Source organism: Citrobacter sp. LJND-P06, assembly GCF_058188415.1.
In genome coordinates, this window is sequence record NZ_CP187317.1 from 1,854,287 (window position 1) to 1,868,840 (window position 14,554).

Here is a 14,554-nt window from a genome sequence, read left to right on the forward strand (position 1 = left end):
TTACGTCCCTTTCTTGTCAGTTAATTCCGAGTGCAGACGGTCCACCATGCCGGTCACCTGCTTACCGGTTATCAGGCTCGTGCACTCATACTGTCGGGGGGTGTTTTTGTGATGCGGGCACCACAAAAAGTCCGTGTGGTCAAAATCCACCGATGTGTCATCCCAGCAGCCGTTACAGCCGTGGCTGCTGAACACCCGCCAGGGGGTGTAAAATTCACTGTTGGGGAGACTGAATCCGCTGATTAACACCACCGGGATACCGGAAGCCCAGGCAAGCCAGGACAGCCCGCTGCCCAGACCGATGAAGAAGCTCGCGTGCTTCAGCAGGTCCACCCGCTCCTGAAGCGGAATATTGCCCGTGAAGTCCTCGGCGCCCTGGGGAATGTGGTTCCAGACGAAGCCCTGGCCGTAATGCGCCTCGCGGTCAATGCACAGCACCCGGTATCCCAGTGACTTCAGATGGGCAACCACCTCTGCCCAGCCATGTCCGTTGTTCCAGTATTTCGACTGAGTGGTGGACTGCACGCCGATGCAAACGTAGGGCTCCGCAATCTGTCGCTGTGCATCCAGCCTCAGGCGCGGCGGACACTCCCGCGGATCGACCCCGAGGATGTAGCCGGCATTGCGGTGAAAGCCGACCTTCCTGAAATCAACCGGCTGATGACTGGTGTCGCCTTTGAAGAAAAGGCCGATATACCAGGACGCGTAGGGATTCACCGTCTGCAGACGGTCCTTGGTGGAGAACGTGATCTCCGGATACTGCGCGCTCAGCAGGTCAATGATTTCCTGCCCCATGACGCATTCAAGCTGGCACCGGTGCAGCTGGCGGAATCGCTCGGCGTAATGGAACCAGCCCAGCATGTCGCCCAGCGTGCCGGTGGGGAAAAAGACGACGACCGGCTTGTCCTTCATGTTCAGCGTTTCATCCAGGAGCGGACTTGCTTCACCCTGATGGAAGACCTGAATACGGAAACGAACATAATATTTTTTATTACTGGTGACCCACCCGCCTTCTGAATCACAGCTGAACAGAATATTGCCGCTGTCATCATCCATTAAAATGACGTGCCATTTTCCTTCCGGAAGATAAACGCGGGCACCGTAATTAAAGTCAAACAGAATGCCTTCCGGACCGGTGCAGGTCGGAAACTCAGGTGGGTTAGAAAAGCTGGCTGACATATCGTATTTATCCTCTGTGATAATTTTAAATCTGTAATAATTCGGTTAAAGGCATCGCTGTATTTAAAGCAATGTCTTTTTGCGGCAGGCTGAACAATTTCTCAGGATGTGACGATGCGCCTGAGCGCCTGCTATTTACAGCACGTGCCGTGGCTTGCTAATGGCATTTAACTCATTCGCGATAACGCACGCCTAAAAAATAAAAGGAGAAGAGCCGTTAAATGTATGAACAGAACTCCCGCATACTTAAAGGCTTTGAAAATAAATATCCCTGAAAGAGTTGTACGCCTTTATCTTTCAGAAGGGCCAGCTGCTCTTTATTCTCCACGCCCTCGGCAACGACCTGGATTTGCAGGCTCTTTGAGAGAGAGACAATGGAGTCAATGATCGCGGAATAAATTAACGAACCATTGCTGGCAACGGTAAGACATTTATCTATCTTGATTGTTGAAAAGCCGGAATGCTCCAGGTATTTAAGGCTTGAGCTCCCGCAGCCGAAATCATCAACAGCAAACTGCACCCCCGATCCCGTAAGTTGCTGCATGGCATCCAGTGCAAAGTCATCCAGCACCATGGTTCCGCGCTCGACAATTTCAAGAATGACGGCAATCTTCCCGTTAAAATGGGCATTAAAATCTTCAAGGGCCTCAATCACCCGGGGTGAGTTCAGTTGCCTGCCACATATATTGAATGATAAATGAAAACCTTCCGGCAACAGTTCCATATAAGGCGTGAAGTGATGCTTCACGCTCTTCATAAGATCGCAGGTTACATCGTTAATAACCTCGCCGGACTCCATCATTGAAATATAACTTTCCGGGGTATACAGGATCCCTTTCTGTTTTACCCTCAGCAGGACTTCTCCGCCAATCAGCTCCCGGGAGTTATAGACTGGCTGTATATACGGTATGAATTCCGCTTCACTTAACTCCGCTGATACAATCCTGTTCCTGACTGCCGTATGCCAGGAACTGAACATACGTTCAAATTTCATCAGTATCGTGATGAGTTTCATTTCATTCGCTCCTTATTCTCTTCCGGCAACGGCAGCCGTTCTGCCCCGGCAATTTGCCCGGTGAAGCCATCATGCCCGTGCATTCCAGTGACCTCATTTTCTGGAGGTATGGTAGCCATGCCCGTTTCCTGGTGACAATATGTATCGCCAATATGTCTAATTACCGACAATAAAACTGTTAAAAAGGAAAATTACAAGCTATAGCTCTGCGAAAAGCGTCTGGAAGGGAGGTTGTGGTATCATTGGAAACGAGTCGGCAGGGTACGTTATCACAGGAAGGTTGCGTCTTCTGGCCCCTTCCACCATGAGGCGCGGAGAATCGGAAATGGTTTATTTGATCGATATGCGGATTAAGTATCGCACTGAGGACGGCGCGATGTGGTTACAGGATGATGAGGGCTCACTCATCGTCCTGACGGTGATAATGAACAGACTGCTTTCGTACCTGATTGAACAGCGCGCTCAGGTTGTGCCGCGGGATGACCTGCTCCATAACGTCTGGGATTTACATGGCCTGCATTCTTCAAATCACACGCTGAATAAATACCTGTCCGAGCTGAGAAAACAGTTCAGGGCTTTTGGTGTTAAAACGGAGTGTATAACCACTATCCCCAGAATAGGCTTTATGTTTAACGGTGATGTGGACGTGCAGGTTATTGAAGAGGAGGAGGCGGAGATTGTTCCTGATTCAGCCCCCGACAGCAGTACTGCTCATGCTGTTAACGACACGGCTGAAAAAACGGACGCGTCCTTTTTCTCCGGTCGTTTATTTATTACAGCGACAATCGCCCTGTGTGCCATCGCGACGGGAATTTATTTGCTCCCTGCCGGCACACTGCTTCATAAAGACGAGCAGACACAGAAGAAAGATATGCCGACGTATTTTCTCTTCAGCTATGGCCAGTGCCCGGTTTACACCACGCAGAATAATTCCCCGGCGCTTTCAGAACGTAAAAAACAGCTTTTTACCGAACTGGTAAAAGAGGAAAATATTTCCTGTCTGAACGGCATGACCTTCCTTTACCAGGTTTCCGAGGCTTATCTTTACGGCCGTGAAGGCAGGGCGTTTATCAGCCGGTGTACCCTGAAAGATAATGAATACATTTCCTGTCTGAATTATTACTGGAGTGGTTATGAACACAGGAATTAAGAAGAAATGGATTGCCTTAATCATCTCAGGGCTGATAGTCACGACCGCTGGATTGATGTGGCTGAAGCGTTCACAGAAACCCGGCCTGAAAATAAACTGTTCAACCATTCTTCATTATGACCATGCAAAACCAGATTATATTTCCACTCTGGAGTTAACGTTCAGACTGGACAGTGATTTTGAAGGGCTGGTCGTGCTCTCTGGCAGTATTGACACTGCCACTGGCAGGCAGACTGTCTCCCGTAACATCACTTTTGACTATGATATTAAGGTTCCCGGGGAAATAATCGTGAGAAACATGGGCTATATAAAAACATCCAGGGATAATGCTGATGATGATATTCTCACCCGAAGTTTCTTTTATGTTCCTGAAGGTACCGGGCGCCAGTTACGATTAAGCCCTTTAGGTAATGCCTGGTTACTGGGAAATCCGCAGTCACCCTTTGCACTGTGTGTGAACCAAAAAAACTGAACGGCTCTCTTCCTGCCGGGCATGTACCTCGCAAGGGAGCCTGTCACGCGACGCCCGGGTTCACCTTACCGGGCAGGGTGAAGGTGCGGATGGCAATGTCGAGCTTGCCGCTCCTGTTCACCGTTCGGCCCGTTTTCTGCTACTGAGGGGATCATCACGCGCTGCCATATGGTCCGATCGACTTTCTCCATCAGGCGAAGATGATACCGTCCCTGCGCGGATGAAGCTGGCTCCTGTTCCAGCAGTGTATTTCTTTCCTTCAGACCTGGTCATTATTGTTCTCTAACTGTTTAACATCAATTTCTTTTGCTCTGTATGCAATAATATATAAATCGCAACAATTCACTGTAATTGATGCGTTTCCGGCATAAATCCTGTTTGTCTTCTACTGTGATCCGGAAATTGTTTGTTCCGGATCTTCTTCATCAGACCGGGGGTTTTCGGCCCATCACCACATTATGTACTTACAAACTTTTTTACTGAAAAATTCCCTCTAAGCTACAAATTTTATTGTCGATCCACAGTTCCTGTTATGATAATGCCGGTTTGGAAAGAATCTTCATTGGATGAAGGTGCAATGTATCCATGGAGAACGTATTGACCGTAGGGAAGGTATGCAAGTAACGGTGTTTGATTATATCGAGTGCGACTACAATTGCTGGCTTCGTCACAGCGCCTCAGGCAGCCTCAGCCCTGAACAATTTGAAAACCAGAACCTCGTTTAAAACCGTGTCCGCATTACACGAGTAGGATCAGGCTGGTTTAATCGTCTCATTAAACGGGTGGATGAATTTTATCCATTTTCACTTTTTATCAGATTGATCTACGGATACTAAGGTTAAGGCAAAAGATCCTTTGCATCACAATTGAGAACCTCGGCGAACTGATAAAGCTTCTCAAGGGTAATGTTTACTTCACCGCGCTCTATTCTACCGACATAGCTCCTGTCGATATCTGTCAACAACGCTAGTTTTTCCTGAGATACGCCCAGTTCTTTACGCTTCTTCCGCAATCTCCTTCCGAAAAGGATAGCTAAGTCTTTCATTTTTGTCTCGTTAAAGACAAAAACTATCCAAAGTTGCGGCATTTAAAGCCACGGATTATAATCCGTTTTTTTATATGTTTTCTAATGTTGAGAGACTAATGCCGCAACTGAAGCACAAAAACTATGCTCATATCCAAATTGCACTATCCTGCGAGAGCTTTGATGCCTTCACAGTTAAATCACTAAGAGACAGAATGTTACAACAAAGCCATGAGGCTAAAAGTTGTGTGGATGACCGCAAGGCGCTCTATAGAACGCTCGTCGCTATGGTTAAAAGAGGGCTGCTATGCAAAAAAGTAACTCCAAATCCCCGCAACTCCACCTTTCATAAAACACTAAAATTTGTTCCAGTACGTTTATCAACAGTTGGTACTACTGCTTGTTCGGCTGATACAACACTGCCTGCAAATACTCAAATCGACCCGGGCAGCAGGTCAGTACAAGTACTTGAGTCCCAGTTAAAGGAGTATCAGGTCTCACTTCTTGTAAGTATTGGTGAGTCGGAAGAATATAAGGCTCTCTTTGCAACGTTACCGACTATGCATACAGAGTTGGAAGAGCTATATATGAAATCACGTGAAATCAGCTCAAAATTATTGGGCAAAATTACGGCCATTAATAATGTACTATCTCATTGTCGTGGGAGCACGGTATCACGATGAGATTAAGACAATGGCAGCAAGATTGCGTAAATGAAGCGCTGAATAGTTACCAGAGTCAGCGTCATTTTCTATGTCTAGCCACCCCTGGCGCAGGAAAAACATACATGGCAGCAGAATTAGCATTTCAATTATATGACACTGGACAAATTGATTTCATTCTCTGTTTTTCACCCTCGATTTCTGTATCAAAATCGATCCATGATACTTTTAGTAAGCGTTTTAACGCACGATTTGATGGTGTCATTGGGGCTGTTGGATGCTCGTATACCTACCAGAACATGCTTTTTTTCAATGAGAGTTTCTGGAGTCTTTTAAAGAAAAATCGTGTTCTAGTTATTTTTGACGAAATTCACCATTGCGCAGGAAGTTCAATCAATAATGCAAACAGTTGGGGTGAAGAGATTATCTCTAATATTCAAAGCTATGCTAAATATACTTTGGCATTAACGGGAACGCCTTGGCGTTCAGATAAAACACCTATAGCTATGGCTCGTTATAGTGAGCCAGATGGGGTAATTCACTGTGATTTCACTTATGGTCTGAAAGAAGCTACACGCGATAACGTCTGCCGTTTGCCTAATATTATACTTATCGACAATGATCAATTAAGTCTGGCTGATAATCAAAACTCAAAAAAGATATTCAATAGTTTACAAGAATTATTAAAAAATTCAGGTGTTAAATATCAGGATGTTATCAACAATAGTACAGCTATGAAATACATACTTTCATTGGCAGTATCTCGACTAGAAACTATACGTGAAGAAAATCCTGAAGCAGGTGGTTTGATAGTTGCGTCATCAGTACAACATGCCTCGATTATATTGAAAATACTGGAAAAGTTGTTTGGCCAAACAACAGTTCTCGTGACGTATAAAGATCCTACTTCAGCCATAAGAATCGAGCAGTTTCGATACAATTCAATCCAATGGATTGTCAGTGTAGGGATGGTTAGCGAAGGTACTGATATTCCGAGGTTACAGGTCTGTTGCCACATTAGTAGAGTTAAAACAGAGCTATATTTTCGGCAAGTTTTAGGGCGAATTTTGAGAGTGAATAATGAGTTTAATCAAGAAGCATGGTTATATACTTTCGCTGAGCCTCAACTTTGTGAGTTTGCGAGTCGTTTGAAAGAGGATGTTCCTGATTCAAATGTTATTTTTGACTCTTTGAATCCACATGAGGGAAAATTAACAAAAGAAACAGGATTGAAAAATCCTAATGGTATATATAAAGCACCTACTCAAGAGGTAACAGCTAGAGCGAAATCCTTTAATATAGGTGGCTCACAATTTACAACTTTAGACGTTTCATCTCTCACCATCTCTGATCCTTCTTCCTCGGATGTGCTATTGTTTTTAGGTCGTTTCAAAGAAAAAATGGTTACTGTATTTGAATCACCCTTCTAGGGAAGTATATCAGTATGATGTTTATAAACATTTATCATATATTGACACCAATGTTATGGTTTGCTTACAATATTATTGCAACCTAATATAAAAGAGGTTGAATTAGTCTATCTTTGGTTTTCATAAATAATCATTAGCAAACGAGTATACATTTTTTGAATCGAATTATATATATCACTTGAGTTTTTTTAGTTCATGTACTTCGCTAATTAAACAGATCTCCCTTGCGAGAGATAAATCAAGCTGATGTTTCAATTGTAAAATTTCAAGGCGAAGTTTTCTAATATTATCTTCATTATGATCTTTTCGAGATACTTTAAGGCTATCTATTTTCTTGATTAACTCAGAGAAGATTGGCCTTGATTTTTTTATGCTACCTTTAGATTTTCCTGCTTCAAGAGAAACAGCGTCATAACTTATTTTTGTGCCTAAAGGAACAATTAGAGGTACGTTGTTGATTAAACGTTCTAAAGCAGAATAATAATCATTAATATTGTTCATTTGTTTTCTCCAGATTTTGAATTGTAAAAATTGAGAAACTTTTCAAGCAATTGAAGATCTTGTTTCTCTGTCCTATAAGTCAACGTGTTTTTGTCTATTGTTTCTAATAATTTATTTTGTGCCTTAATTACTAACTCAAGTTTATCCTTCTTAATTATAGCATTTTCACAAGATAAGCAACTAACCAAAGAACGAGTTGCCCGTTGCGTACATGCCTCTAATGTTGTACATCCACCAAGACATGTCTCTGTATATGCTAGTTGGCCTATTTTAAATAATTTTATAGTCTCTTTTTTATCGAAAAAAATATTATTTTTTATATTGTTTTCAATGATTTTACCTTGCGTGCCAAATAATTTATTGTCAGATAGTATGATTAAATTTACGTAATCTAGTGCCTGCGTATAACTTTGTATTTCTTGGTATTCTGCAGCAAAATGGGTTTTATCATTTGAAATTAAATCCTGCGCAAATACACTTCCACGAGAATAGTAAAGGGTCATTTGAGTTGATAAGTGTTGTAATTGTCTACGTAGCGAGGTTAATGTTACTAATCCAGATCTAGAAGCATACAATGCAAGAGAACGTCTAAATTGGTGCGTCTGAACTGGCCAATGATTTCCTATGTCAAATTTAGATTCTGACTCCCATGCTCTGAATGGATCTATTCTCTTTAGTTCCAATACATCCTCTTTTTCTATAATTATACGAAGCCATGAAATTTTCTTTATTTCATCAAATGGTGCTAACTCTGCAGGTAAAATTACTGAGTTTTCTATTTTAGGTGCTGCTTTGATTAAACCCAGATATGATGTACGGACAAAAAGAGGAATGCTTCCAGTTTCATTAGAGTAACCTTCTAGTTGATTAACAATTAAGTGACTTATTTTACTGGCAATACAAGCGGCTTTATAGCCAACTTCATTGGTAACCCACTGCGCATTTCGTTCCATTAGTTTAGTTGTTTTACCATTTATAATGTAATGTATTTGATTATTTTTATGGTATATTTGCGCGCAATTATGATGCAAGTTTGTTGCTTCATCTATTCTCATGCCTGTGAACATTTGGATCGCTAATCGACATGTGAATAGTATGCTATTTAATAAATATATGACGCCTTGGATATTTTTATTGGCAGCAAAGCAGTTAAAAACAAATTCTAATTTGTGACTGTTTATGATGTTATCAAAGTTGTACTTTTGAAGTGTGTTAATATATCTGGAGTTACTTTTTAGTTTACAAATCTCTGCATATTTAGATTTGATTTCCAATATAAATCCCAATAAGGTATCAATGTTTTCTTCTAACAGCTCTATATTTGAGGTCATGCTATTAATATATGCGAGGTAAATCCTAGGAGGAATTGGTGGAAATTGTTTAAGGTTGTTTCTATAACTAATTATAGTTGCATTCATCTCAACAAGTTTTTTTAAATCACAAATATCAAATGGTTTGTATTTACTGTCGACATTGTTAAAAGCTAATAAGAATCTCCTAACATCATACATAGTGCCAGGTTTTAAGGCTATCAAACAATTATTAAGATGCTGTTTAGATATTAATAATTCAGGAATAGATATGTTTGATTCAATACAGTATCTGGCTAATATATTTAATGTTGACCCAAGGTTGGATATATTCTTAACTTGGTATTTTTTACCATCCCTATACCAAATATAAGCAAATACTGTTTTTTTTAAGTCAGAAATCAAACTGCTTATAAGAGGTCCAGTCTCACCTTTGGCCCAATGCTTGAATGAAAGCAGACAACGTCGATTCTTTTTATCGTAACAACTGAAATCCCATTCATCATCTGAGTATATAGAAATGGTATCTCCATTAGTATTTCTACTTATAACATGAGATGGTAACGGAGATGATTTTCTTGAAGGATAAATAGGATCGGGTTGAGTCATTTTTTCGGTAAGAAAAATGTTAGCAGTAACTAATTTATTAGTTTTCATTTTTAATAGCTCCGATGTTAATTAGCATTTCTAATTTACCAGACCAGTAGGAATCAAGATTACCTTCGTTGTACACTTCATTTTTTATTTTATCTACTAAATGGAGGTTTATCTCAGAAATACTATTAACTATTTCATCAATTCTCGTTATTACGGGGTCATAAATTTTATGCCAATCATCATAAGAGCGAGATAAACCCTGAGTGCTCTCTATACAATACTTACAGCTAAGTATTTTTCGTAAGTCATTTTCATCTGAATGTATTAAAAAATTCCCACAGAATAAGCAACCTTCTGGCTGTTTACAGTCTGATTTAAATACAGTGTCATAGGATATATTAATCGGTTTATCGGGTTCATTGCATCCGCCAACAGACGTTGATGTTCTATAGGGGCTATCCGTTACTATATCTATACATGACAGTTTAGTAAGAAAATTACTAAGGTCCTCTGTTTGTTTAGTAAATGTCCCCGAAGAGTAATGATTTAATATCGAAGTTTCTGTATTTTGCAAAAGCTTTGCTGCAACAGAAGGATCTGCGTTGTTAATCAACCATTCAGCTTTCAAGCATCGCCACTCACGTGCGACAATCAAACCATTTGTATAGCCTAAGTCTTTCATTAAAGACTTTATATTATTAGATATTTCAGTCAAGTCTTTATGAGATTCATACATTTCACCGAAACTTGGTATTAAGTAGTCGGATGCTTTGCCAAGTAAGTAATATTCTCTTAGTTTTAAGTAGGTTTTAAATACAGGCAGAAATTTACTGGTTATCCTAAAGTGTACCTTTTTATTAAACGCTCTATATTTTATGGAATAAAAATCAATGCTTTCCTTTTCTATTCCATATTCACCTTCCCACTTTAGATTTAATAATTGTGTAGGATTCATACCTGTGTTTGCAATCAAAAGAAATGAAAAAGATGCAATGGCATCGCGTAAAAAATCATGTTTCTGTTGAGAATTGATATCATGCTCATTTGTTTTTCTGAGAATCAATGCAGCTCGACGGATTGTTCGCATCTGAGTTTCACGATCAGTAATCCCAATTTCTCTTAGTTCTTTGTTAGTAACAACTCTACCATATTTATAATTGAACCCTGAGTTTACTTTTGTTTGTTTGGTTGTCCCATTTTCATTTAAATTTGTTTGACACCAACTTCTTATCGGGAAAATCCAAATTACATTGTTATGGATATTTAGGAATTCAGGTATTTTCCAAGCATATGGATATTTATTTTTATGAATGATAAAATCATATGCACCATTAATAATGGCATGCAATATTTGAATGTTTTCACTGGCATGTTTGTCATCAGGGGGCAGTGTTAATTCCCTATCTTGTCTAGACACTTTCACATTTGAGAGGTGTGTGTGAAATTTTTCATCTGTTATATTTTTTAATAAATTAATTAAAGTCAATAACTTTGCTGTTATTGTAGTCGCTTTGTTTTTGCCTAAAGCTACCTGCTCCCAACAATAATCAGTATATCTATTGATTGCCTCAATGCAACTTATATCATCGTCTAGGCAGTTATGTATTTTGTTTGAATCACACCATCGTATGAATTGGAAGAACCGAGATAAATCATACGAGATTTTTGATTCTCTCTGGGCTCCAAAAGTCAACTTATTCAATACTTCATTATATAGTTTTCTTATAAGCACTCGTCTATTAGAATTAAACTCATCAACATATATTACCCTGCAATCTATCACTATTTTTTGATAGAATAGTGAGTTTATATAGTGATTCCTCCTGTTGAATTTAATTGCTGTGACACTTAAATCTATTTGCTCTACATTTTCAATAAACGGATGCGATATAATAATTGTGTCGGTATTTATATTTTTCATAAGTGTTCCTTATTGATATAACACAGGATCGTATTAATGTATTCTTCATAATCCTTTTGATGTGTTATCACTGCATCTAAATTATTTCTATAATTTAGATATCTATCAGTCATTTCAGTGGTTACATGCCCCATTCTTGCTTTAACGTACTCTCTGGCCTCATGCAAACTTTGCTTACCTTCATCAACAAGTCTAATTTGAGACTCTGATAAATTCATACCAAATGTAGCTCGTAGGTCATGATACCGAAAAATATAATTATCATTGGATAGTTTGTATCTCATTAAAGGAATAACTCTTTTGGAAATAAATTGTCTTACAGCCTCTCCATTGTGCATTGTTCTTTCATGTGGCTGAGTGTTAGGGTATTTTAACGAGTCCTTGCTAAGGTAGTATGGCACCCCCCTATTACTTAAGAACAGATAGTCACTATAATTAGTATTTTTTATTTTATTTAGTCTGTTTAAGTAACGTTTACTTAAACTATAAACCCTTATTTTATCATATAGCAACCTTGGAAATATAAGAATTAAATTCTTATCATTCTTTGTGTCAATACCTGTGCCTCGTCCAATTGCAAGAGAGAAACTATTTTCAATGATATCTAATGGTTCTGAAAAACATGATTTTTTTAAAGTTAAAACTGTTTGCATCCTTGCTCCAGTAAGCAAAGCAATTAAATGTATCAATAGCATTTCAGTGTTTTTAAGGTTGTGTATAATTTCAATTAAAATTAATTGCTCTGATTTTGGTAAAGGTCTAAGTCTGCCTTCATCTATTAAGTATTTTGAAAATGGATTGTCATTGATGGGTGATTTTATTTTTAAGTCTGTTGTGAGATTTTTAAGATGAAAAACAGAACCTCTTGAATCATTAGTTTTGATATATAAATCACGTTCATCCCACGGTGGATTAGATGGTTTAAAATTATTTTCTTCAGTTAAATAACGATAGAATTTAATCATTGTTGACACTCTCCTTTTTGCTGTATGCGAGCTCAGTTCATCATTTTGAACAAGAAGGAGTAGATAGTTTCTGTATCTATAAGTTGGACGCAATAGTTTCATTTTAGGAAAGTTAAATATATCTATGTTATTATCATCGATGAAGTTTTTAAAGTGAGTCAAGTCTGACATAATGCTATGATAAGTTAAAATATTATAATTATAGTCATTATTTGTTTTTCCAATTATATATAAAACACCTTCTCTCCATGGTGAGCCATCTTTATTTAAAATAATAGGGAAGAAATTGTATCTATAGTTTTTAATTATTTTTCCATTCACTCTTATTGGAGGTATCTCTTTCCTTGAGTAACTGTTCTTTGAATCAAGCTCAATATACTCTCCTTCAGGATCGTTCACCTCTGTGACTGATGTCATGATGACTTGCCTTAGGGTTTTCTTACGATTGATATTCATAGATACTCCTTGTTATGGATTGTCATTTTCATGAATCTACAAAGTATGGTTCTTATGCTTGAATCTACAAGTAACAAAGATGGCGCGGAAATCTTAATCGATCGTGGCTGGGATATGGCCCTGGGTGAGCGGGATTTTGACGATCCGCAGAACCAACAGTACCGTCCACGTCGATTAACGCCCAGAGAGTGCGCCCGGTTAATGGGATTTGAGACGCCGCAGGGTTATCAGTTCCGTATTCCGGTGTCTGACACCCAGGCATACCGCCAGTTTGGCAACTCTGTTGTGGTTCCCGCATTTGCCGCGGTGGCCAAATTGCTGGAGCCGAAAATTAAACAGGCCGTTGCGTTGCGCCAGCAAGAGAGTCAGCATGGCGGACGTACACGATAAGGCGACGCGCAGTAAAAATATGCGGGCGATAGCGACCCGCGATACGGCGATCGAACGGCGCCTCGCCAGCCTGCTTATTGAACAGGGAATGGCATTTCGCGTGCAGGATGCCACTCTTCCCGGACGCCCGGATTTTGTCGTCGACGCGTACCGCTGCGTCATCTTCACTCACGGGTGTTTCTGGCATCACCACCATTGCTACCTGTTCAAAGTGCCTGCCACCCGCACCGCATTCTGGCTGGAGAAAATTGGCAAAAACGTCGAACGGGACCGGCGGGATCTTCTGCAACTTCAGGCGCTGGGTTGGCGAGTGTTAATCCTGTGGGAATGCGCCTTGCGCGGGCGGGAGAAACTCGATGATGCGGCGTTATCTGAGCGGATTGAAGAGTGGATCTGCGGGGGCGGCGCCACAGCGCAGATCGACACTCAGGGTATTCACTTACTGTAATGATTTACCGGATTCAGCCACGACGATAACCGGTTTTGCCGGAAACAGATATTTCCCCAGCGTGACCAGTACCACCGCAAAAACAATCACTCCCAGCGCCAGCCACTCGATAAACGCGAGGCTTTCACCGCCAAGTCCTGTTCCCAGTAATACCGCAACAACCGGGTTAACGTAGGCATAACTGGTTGCCAGCGCGGGACTGACATTGCGGATCAAATACATGTAGGCGTTGATAGCGATGATGGATCCAAAAAGAGCAAGATAGCCCACGGCTAAAAAGCCGGAAAGCGTCGGTATGGCGGTGAGTTTCTCGCCCGCGATAAAAGACGCGCACATAAGCACAACGCCTGCGGCAAGCATCTCAATGGCGCCCGCCATCATCCCGACAGGTAACGCAATACGCGAACCGTATACCGAACCAAATGCCCAGCTCATTGAACCAATCAGAATCAATACCGCGCCCCAGGGATTTCCGCTTAAGTTGCCACCGCTGTTAAGCATGATGATCCCTGCAAGACCAATGGCGATCCCTGCCCACTCTAATTTTCGCGTTTGAATACCAAAAAAGCAGCTAAAGCAGAGGGTAAAGAGCGGAACGGTAGCGACCACGACGGCGGCGATACCGGAAGGCACATTCTGATGTTCCGCGACGGTGACCAGCCCATTCCCGACGGCCAGCAGCAGAACGCCAATCAGCGCTGCGTTAAGCAGTGGGCGCAGGGGAGGGAGCTTGTGCCCGCGCAGGAGTAAAAATGCGGTCAGGAGGATCCCCGCAGACAGGAAACGCACGCCAGCCATCATCAATGGCGGCCAACTTTCCACCCCAATACGAATCACGAAGTACGTGGAACCCCAAATAATGTACAGCGCGAAAAGCGCGCTAAAAAGTGGTAACAACTGCCTGAAGCGCATAAATCCTCACGGTGGAAATAAAAAGGAGCAACATAGTAAACTGCAAAACTATGTGTCTGGCGAGATTTATAATTTCTCTGTATTGTTAGAAAAATGTTGCTAACTCGGTCGGTTTCAGCTTT

Annotated in this window: 14 protein-coding genes and 2 pseudogenes; 7 read left to right on the forward strand and 9 right to left on the reverse strand. The window is 40.9% G+C overall.

Translation table 11 applies throughout. The features are described 5' to 3' along the window. The 3 genes from ACO7SM_RS08810 to ACO7SM_RS08820 form a co-directional block, all read right to left on the reverse strand. Positions 1-1,179: an autotransporter strand-loop-strand O-heptosyltransferase gene (locus tag ACO7SM_RS08810; protein WP_490470505.1), complete on the reverse strand. Its 1,179-nt coding sequence runs from the start codon at positions 1,177-1,179 to the stop codon at positions 1-3. 217 nt (positions 1,180-1,396) lie between these two features. Continuing rightward, positions 1,397-2,194: an EAL domain-containing protein gene (locus ACO7SM_RS08815; protein ID WP_490470506.1), complete on the reverse strand. Its 798-nt coding sequence runs from the start codon at positions 2,192-2,194 to the stop codon at positions 1,397-1,399. After that, positions 2,191-2,313 (reverse strand): hypothetical protein, encoded by a 123-nt coding sequence (locus ACO7SM_RS08820; RefSeq protein WP_490470507.1) that lies wholly within the window; start codon positions 2,311-2,313, stop codon positions 2,191-2,193. The genes ACO7SM_RS08815 and ACO7SM_RS08820 overlap by 4 nt, the downstream gene beginning before the upstream one ends. Before the next feature lie 161 nt (positions 2,314-2,474). On the opposite strand from ACO7SM_RS08820, the gene ACO7SM_RS08825 reads away from it, so the two are divergent. The 3 genes and pseudogenes from ACO7SM_RS08825 to ACO7SM_RS08835 all read left to right on the forward strand — a co-directional run. Next, the gene (locus ACO7SM_RS08825) at positions 2,475-3,344 is read left to right on the forward strand and encodes a winged helix-turn-helix domain-containing protein (RefSeq protein ID WP_490470508.1); all 870 of its coding nucleotides are present in this window, start codon (positions 2,475-2,477) and stop codon (positions 3,342-3,344) included. Then, positions 3,328-3,816: a hypothetical protein gene (locus ACO7SM_RS08830; RefSeq protein ID WP_490470509.1), complete on the forward strand. Its 489-nt coding sequence runs from the start codon at positions 3,328-3,330 to the stop codon at positions 3,814-3,816. The genes ACO7SM_RS08825 and ACO7SM_RS08830 overlap by 17 nt, the downstream gene beginning before the upstream one ends. A gap of 522 nt (positions 3,817-4,338) precedes the next feature. After that, positions 4,339-4,541 (forward strand): annotated as a pseudogene (locus tag ACO7SM_RS08835) (IS3 family transposase); the annotation flags it as partial. 113 nt (positions 4,542-4,654) lie between these two features. Here ACO7SM_RS08835 and ACO7SM_RS08840 read toward each other — a convergent pair. Beyond that, positions 4,655-4,861, reverse strand: coding sequence for a helix-turn-helix domain-containing protein (locus ACO7SM_RS08840; RefSeq protein WP_490470510.1), 207 nt, complete (start codon positions 4,859-4,861; stop codon positions 4,655-4,657). 98 nt (positions 4,862-4,959) lie between these two features. Between ACO7SM_RS08840 and ACO7SM_RS08845 the strand changes: the two genes are divergently transcribed. Together ACO7SM_RS08845 and ACO7SM_RS08850 are read left to right on the forward strand one after the other, a co-directional pair. Further along, a complete protein-coding gene (locus ACO7SM_RS08845) occupies positions 4,960-5,523 on the forward strand; it encodes a VspR family transcription factor (RefSeq protein WP_490470511.1) in 564 nt (187 codons plus the stop codon). Further along, on the forward strand, positions 5,520-6,932 hold the full coding sequence (locus tag ACO7SM_RS08850) for a DEAD/DEAH box helicase (protein ID WP_490470512.1): 1,413 nt from the start codon (positions 5,520-5,522) through the stop codon (positions 6,930-6,932). Before ACO7SM_RS08845 ends, ACO7SM_RS08850 begins: the two co-directional genes overlap by 4 nt. Positions 6,933-7,106: 174 nt before the next feature. Here ACO7SM_RS08850 and ACO7SM_RS08855 read toward each other — a convergent pair whose 3' ends face one another. The 4 genes from ACO7SM_RS08855 to ACO7SM_RS08870 are packed head-to-tail and all read right to left on the reverse strand — an operon-like array spanning position 7,107 to position 12,682. Beyond that, a complete protein-coding gene (locus ACO7SM_RS08855) occupies positions 7,107-7,433 on the reverse strand; it encodes a hypothetical protein (protein ID WP_490470513.1) in 327 nt (108 codons plus the stop codon). After that, positions 7,430-9,400, reverse strand: coding sequence for a site-specific integrase (locus ACO7SM_RS08860; RefSeq protein ID WP_490470514.1), 1,971 nt, complete (start codon positions 9,398-9,400; stop codon positions 7,430-7,432). The genes ACO7SM_RS08855 and ACO7SM_RS08860 overlap by 4 nt, the downstream gene beginning before the upstream one ends. Continuing rightward, complete coding sequence (locus tag ACO7SM_RS08865) at positions 9,390-11,261, reverse strand: hypothetical protein (protein WP_490470515.1); 1,872 nt, start codon at positions 11,259-11,261, stop codon at positions 9,390-9,392. The genes ACO7SM_RS08860 and ACO7SM_RS08865 overlap by 11 nt, the downstream gene beginning before the upstream one ends. Beyond that, positions 11,258-12,682: a hypothetical protein gene (locus ACO7SM_RS08870; protein WP_490470516.1), complete on the reverse strand. Its 1,425-nt coding sequence runs from the start codon at positions 12,680-12,682 to the stop codon at positions 11,258-11,260. Before ACO7SM_RS08870 ends, ACO7SM_RS08865 begins: the two co-directional genes overlap by 4 nt. A gap of 72 nt (positions 12,683-12,754) precedes the next feature. Between ACO7SM_RS08870 and ACO7SM_RS08875 the strand changes: the two are divergent. Together ACO7SM_RS08875 and ACO7SM_RS08880 are read left to right on the forward strand one after the other, a co-directional pair. Further along, positions 12,755-13,072: pseudogene (locus tag ACO7SM_RS08875) on the forward strand (DNA cytosine methyltransferase); the annotation flags it as partial. Beyond that, positions 13,053-13,520, forward strand: a complete 468-nt coding sequence (locus ACO7SM_RS08880; protein WP_490470517.1) for a very short patch repair endonuclease — start codon at positions 13,053-13,055, stop codon at positions 13,518-13,520. The pseudogene ACO7SM_RS08875 and the gene ACO7SM_RS08880, both read left to right, overlap by 20 nt. Here ACO7SM_RS08880 and yedA read toward each other — a convergent pair. Further along, the gene (gene yedA / locus ACO7SM_RS08885) at positions 13,512-14,432 is read right to left on the reverse strand and encodes a drug/metabolite exporter YedA (protein WP_490470518.1); all 921 of its coding nucleotides are present in this window, start codon (positions 14,430-14,432) and stop codon (positions 13,512-13,514) included. The genes ACO7SM_RS08880 and yedA overlap by 9 nt on opposite strands. Positions 14,433-14,554: the final 122 nt, after the last annotated feature.

Bases quoted from the DNA above. Each gene is read 5' to 3' on its own strand.
- ACO7SM_RS08810 (WP_490470505.1), bottom strand. From the start codon at position 1,179: ATGTCAGCCAGCTTTTCTAACCCACCTGAGTTTCCGACCTGCACCGGT.
- yedA (WP_490470518.1), bottom strand. From the start codon at position 14,432: ATGCGCTTCAGGCAGTTGTTACCACTTTTTAGCGCGCTTTTCGCGCTG.
- ACO7SM_RS08840 (WP_490470510.1), bottom strand. From the start codon at position 4,861: ATGAAAGACTTAGCTATCCTTTTCGGAAGGAGATTGCGGAAGAAGCGT.
- ACO7SM_RS08830 (WP_490470509.1), top strand. From the start codon at position 3,328: ATGAACACAGGAATTAAGAAGAAATGGATTGCCTTAATCATCTCAGGG.
- ACO7SM_RS08850 (WP_490470512.1), top strand. From the start codon at position 5,520: ATGAGATTAAGACAATGGCAGCAAGATTGCGTAAATGAAGCGCTGAAT.
- ACO7SM_RS08845 (WP_490470511.1), top strand. From the start codon at position 4,960: ATGCCGCAACTGAAGCACAAAAACTATGCTCATATCCAAATTGCACTA.
- ACO7SM_RS08865 (WP_490470515.1), bottom strand. From the start codon at position 11,261: ATGAAAAATATAAATACCGACACAATTATTATATCGCATCCGTTTATT.
- ACO7SM_RS08820 (WP_490470507.1), bottom strand. From the start codon at position 2,313: ATGGCTACCATACCTCCAGAAAATGAGGTCACTGGAATGCACGGGCAT.
- ACO7SM_RS08880 (WP_490470517.1), top strand. From the start codon at position 13,053: ATGGCGGACGTACACGATAAGGCGACGCGCAGTAAAAATATGCGGGCG.
- ACO7SM_RS08870 (WP_490470516.1), bottom strand. From the start codon at position 12,682: ATGAATATCAATCGTAAGAAAACCCTAAGGCAAGTCATCATGACATCA.
- ACO7SM_RS08860 (WP_490470514.1), bottom strand. From the start codon at position 9,400: ATGAAAACTAATAAATTAGTTACTGCTAACATTTTTCTTACCGAAAAA.
- ACO7SM_RS08815 (WP_490470506.1), bottom strand. From the start codon at position 2,194: ATGAAACTCATCACGATACTGATGAAATTTGAACGTATGTTCAGTTCC.
- ACO7SM_RS08855 (WP_490470513.1), bottom strand. From the start codon at position 7,433: ATGAACAATATTAATGATTATTATTCTGCTTTAGAACGTTTAATCAAC.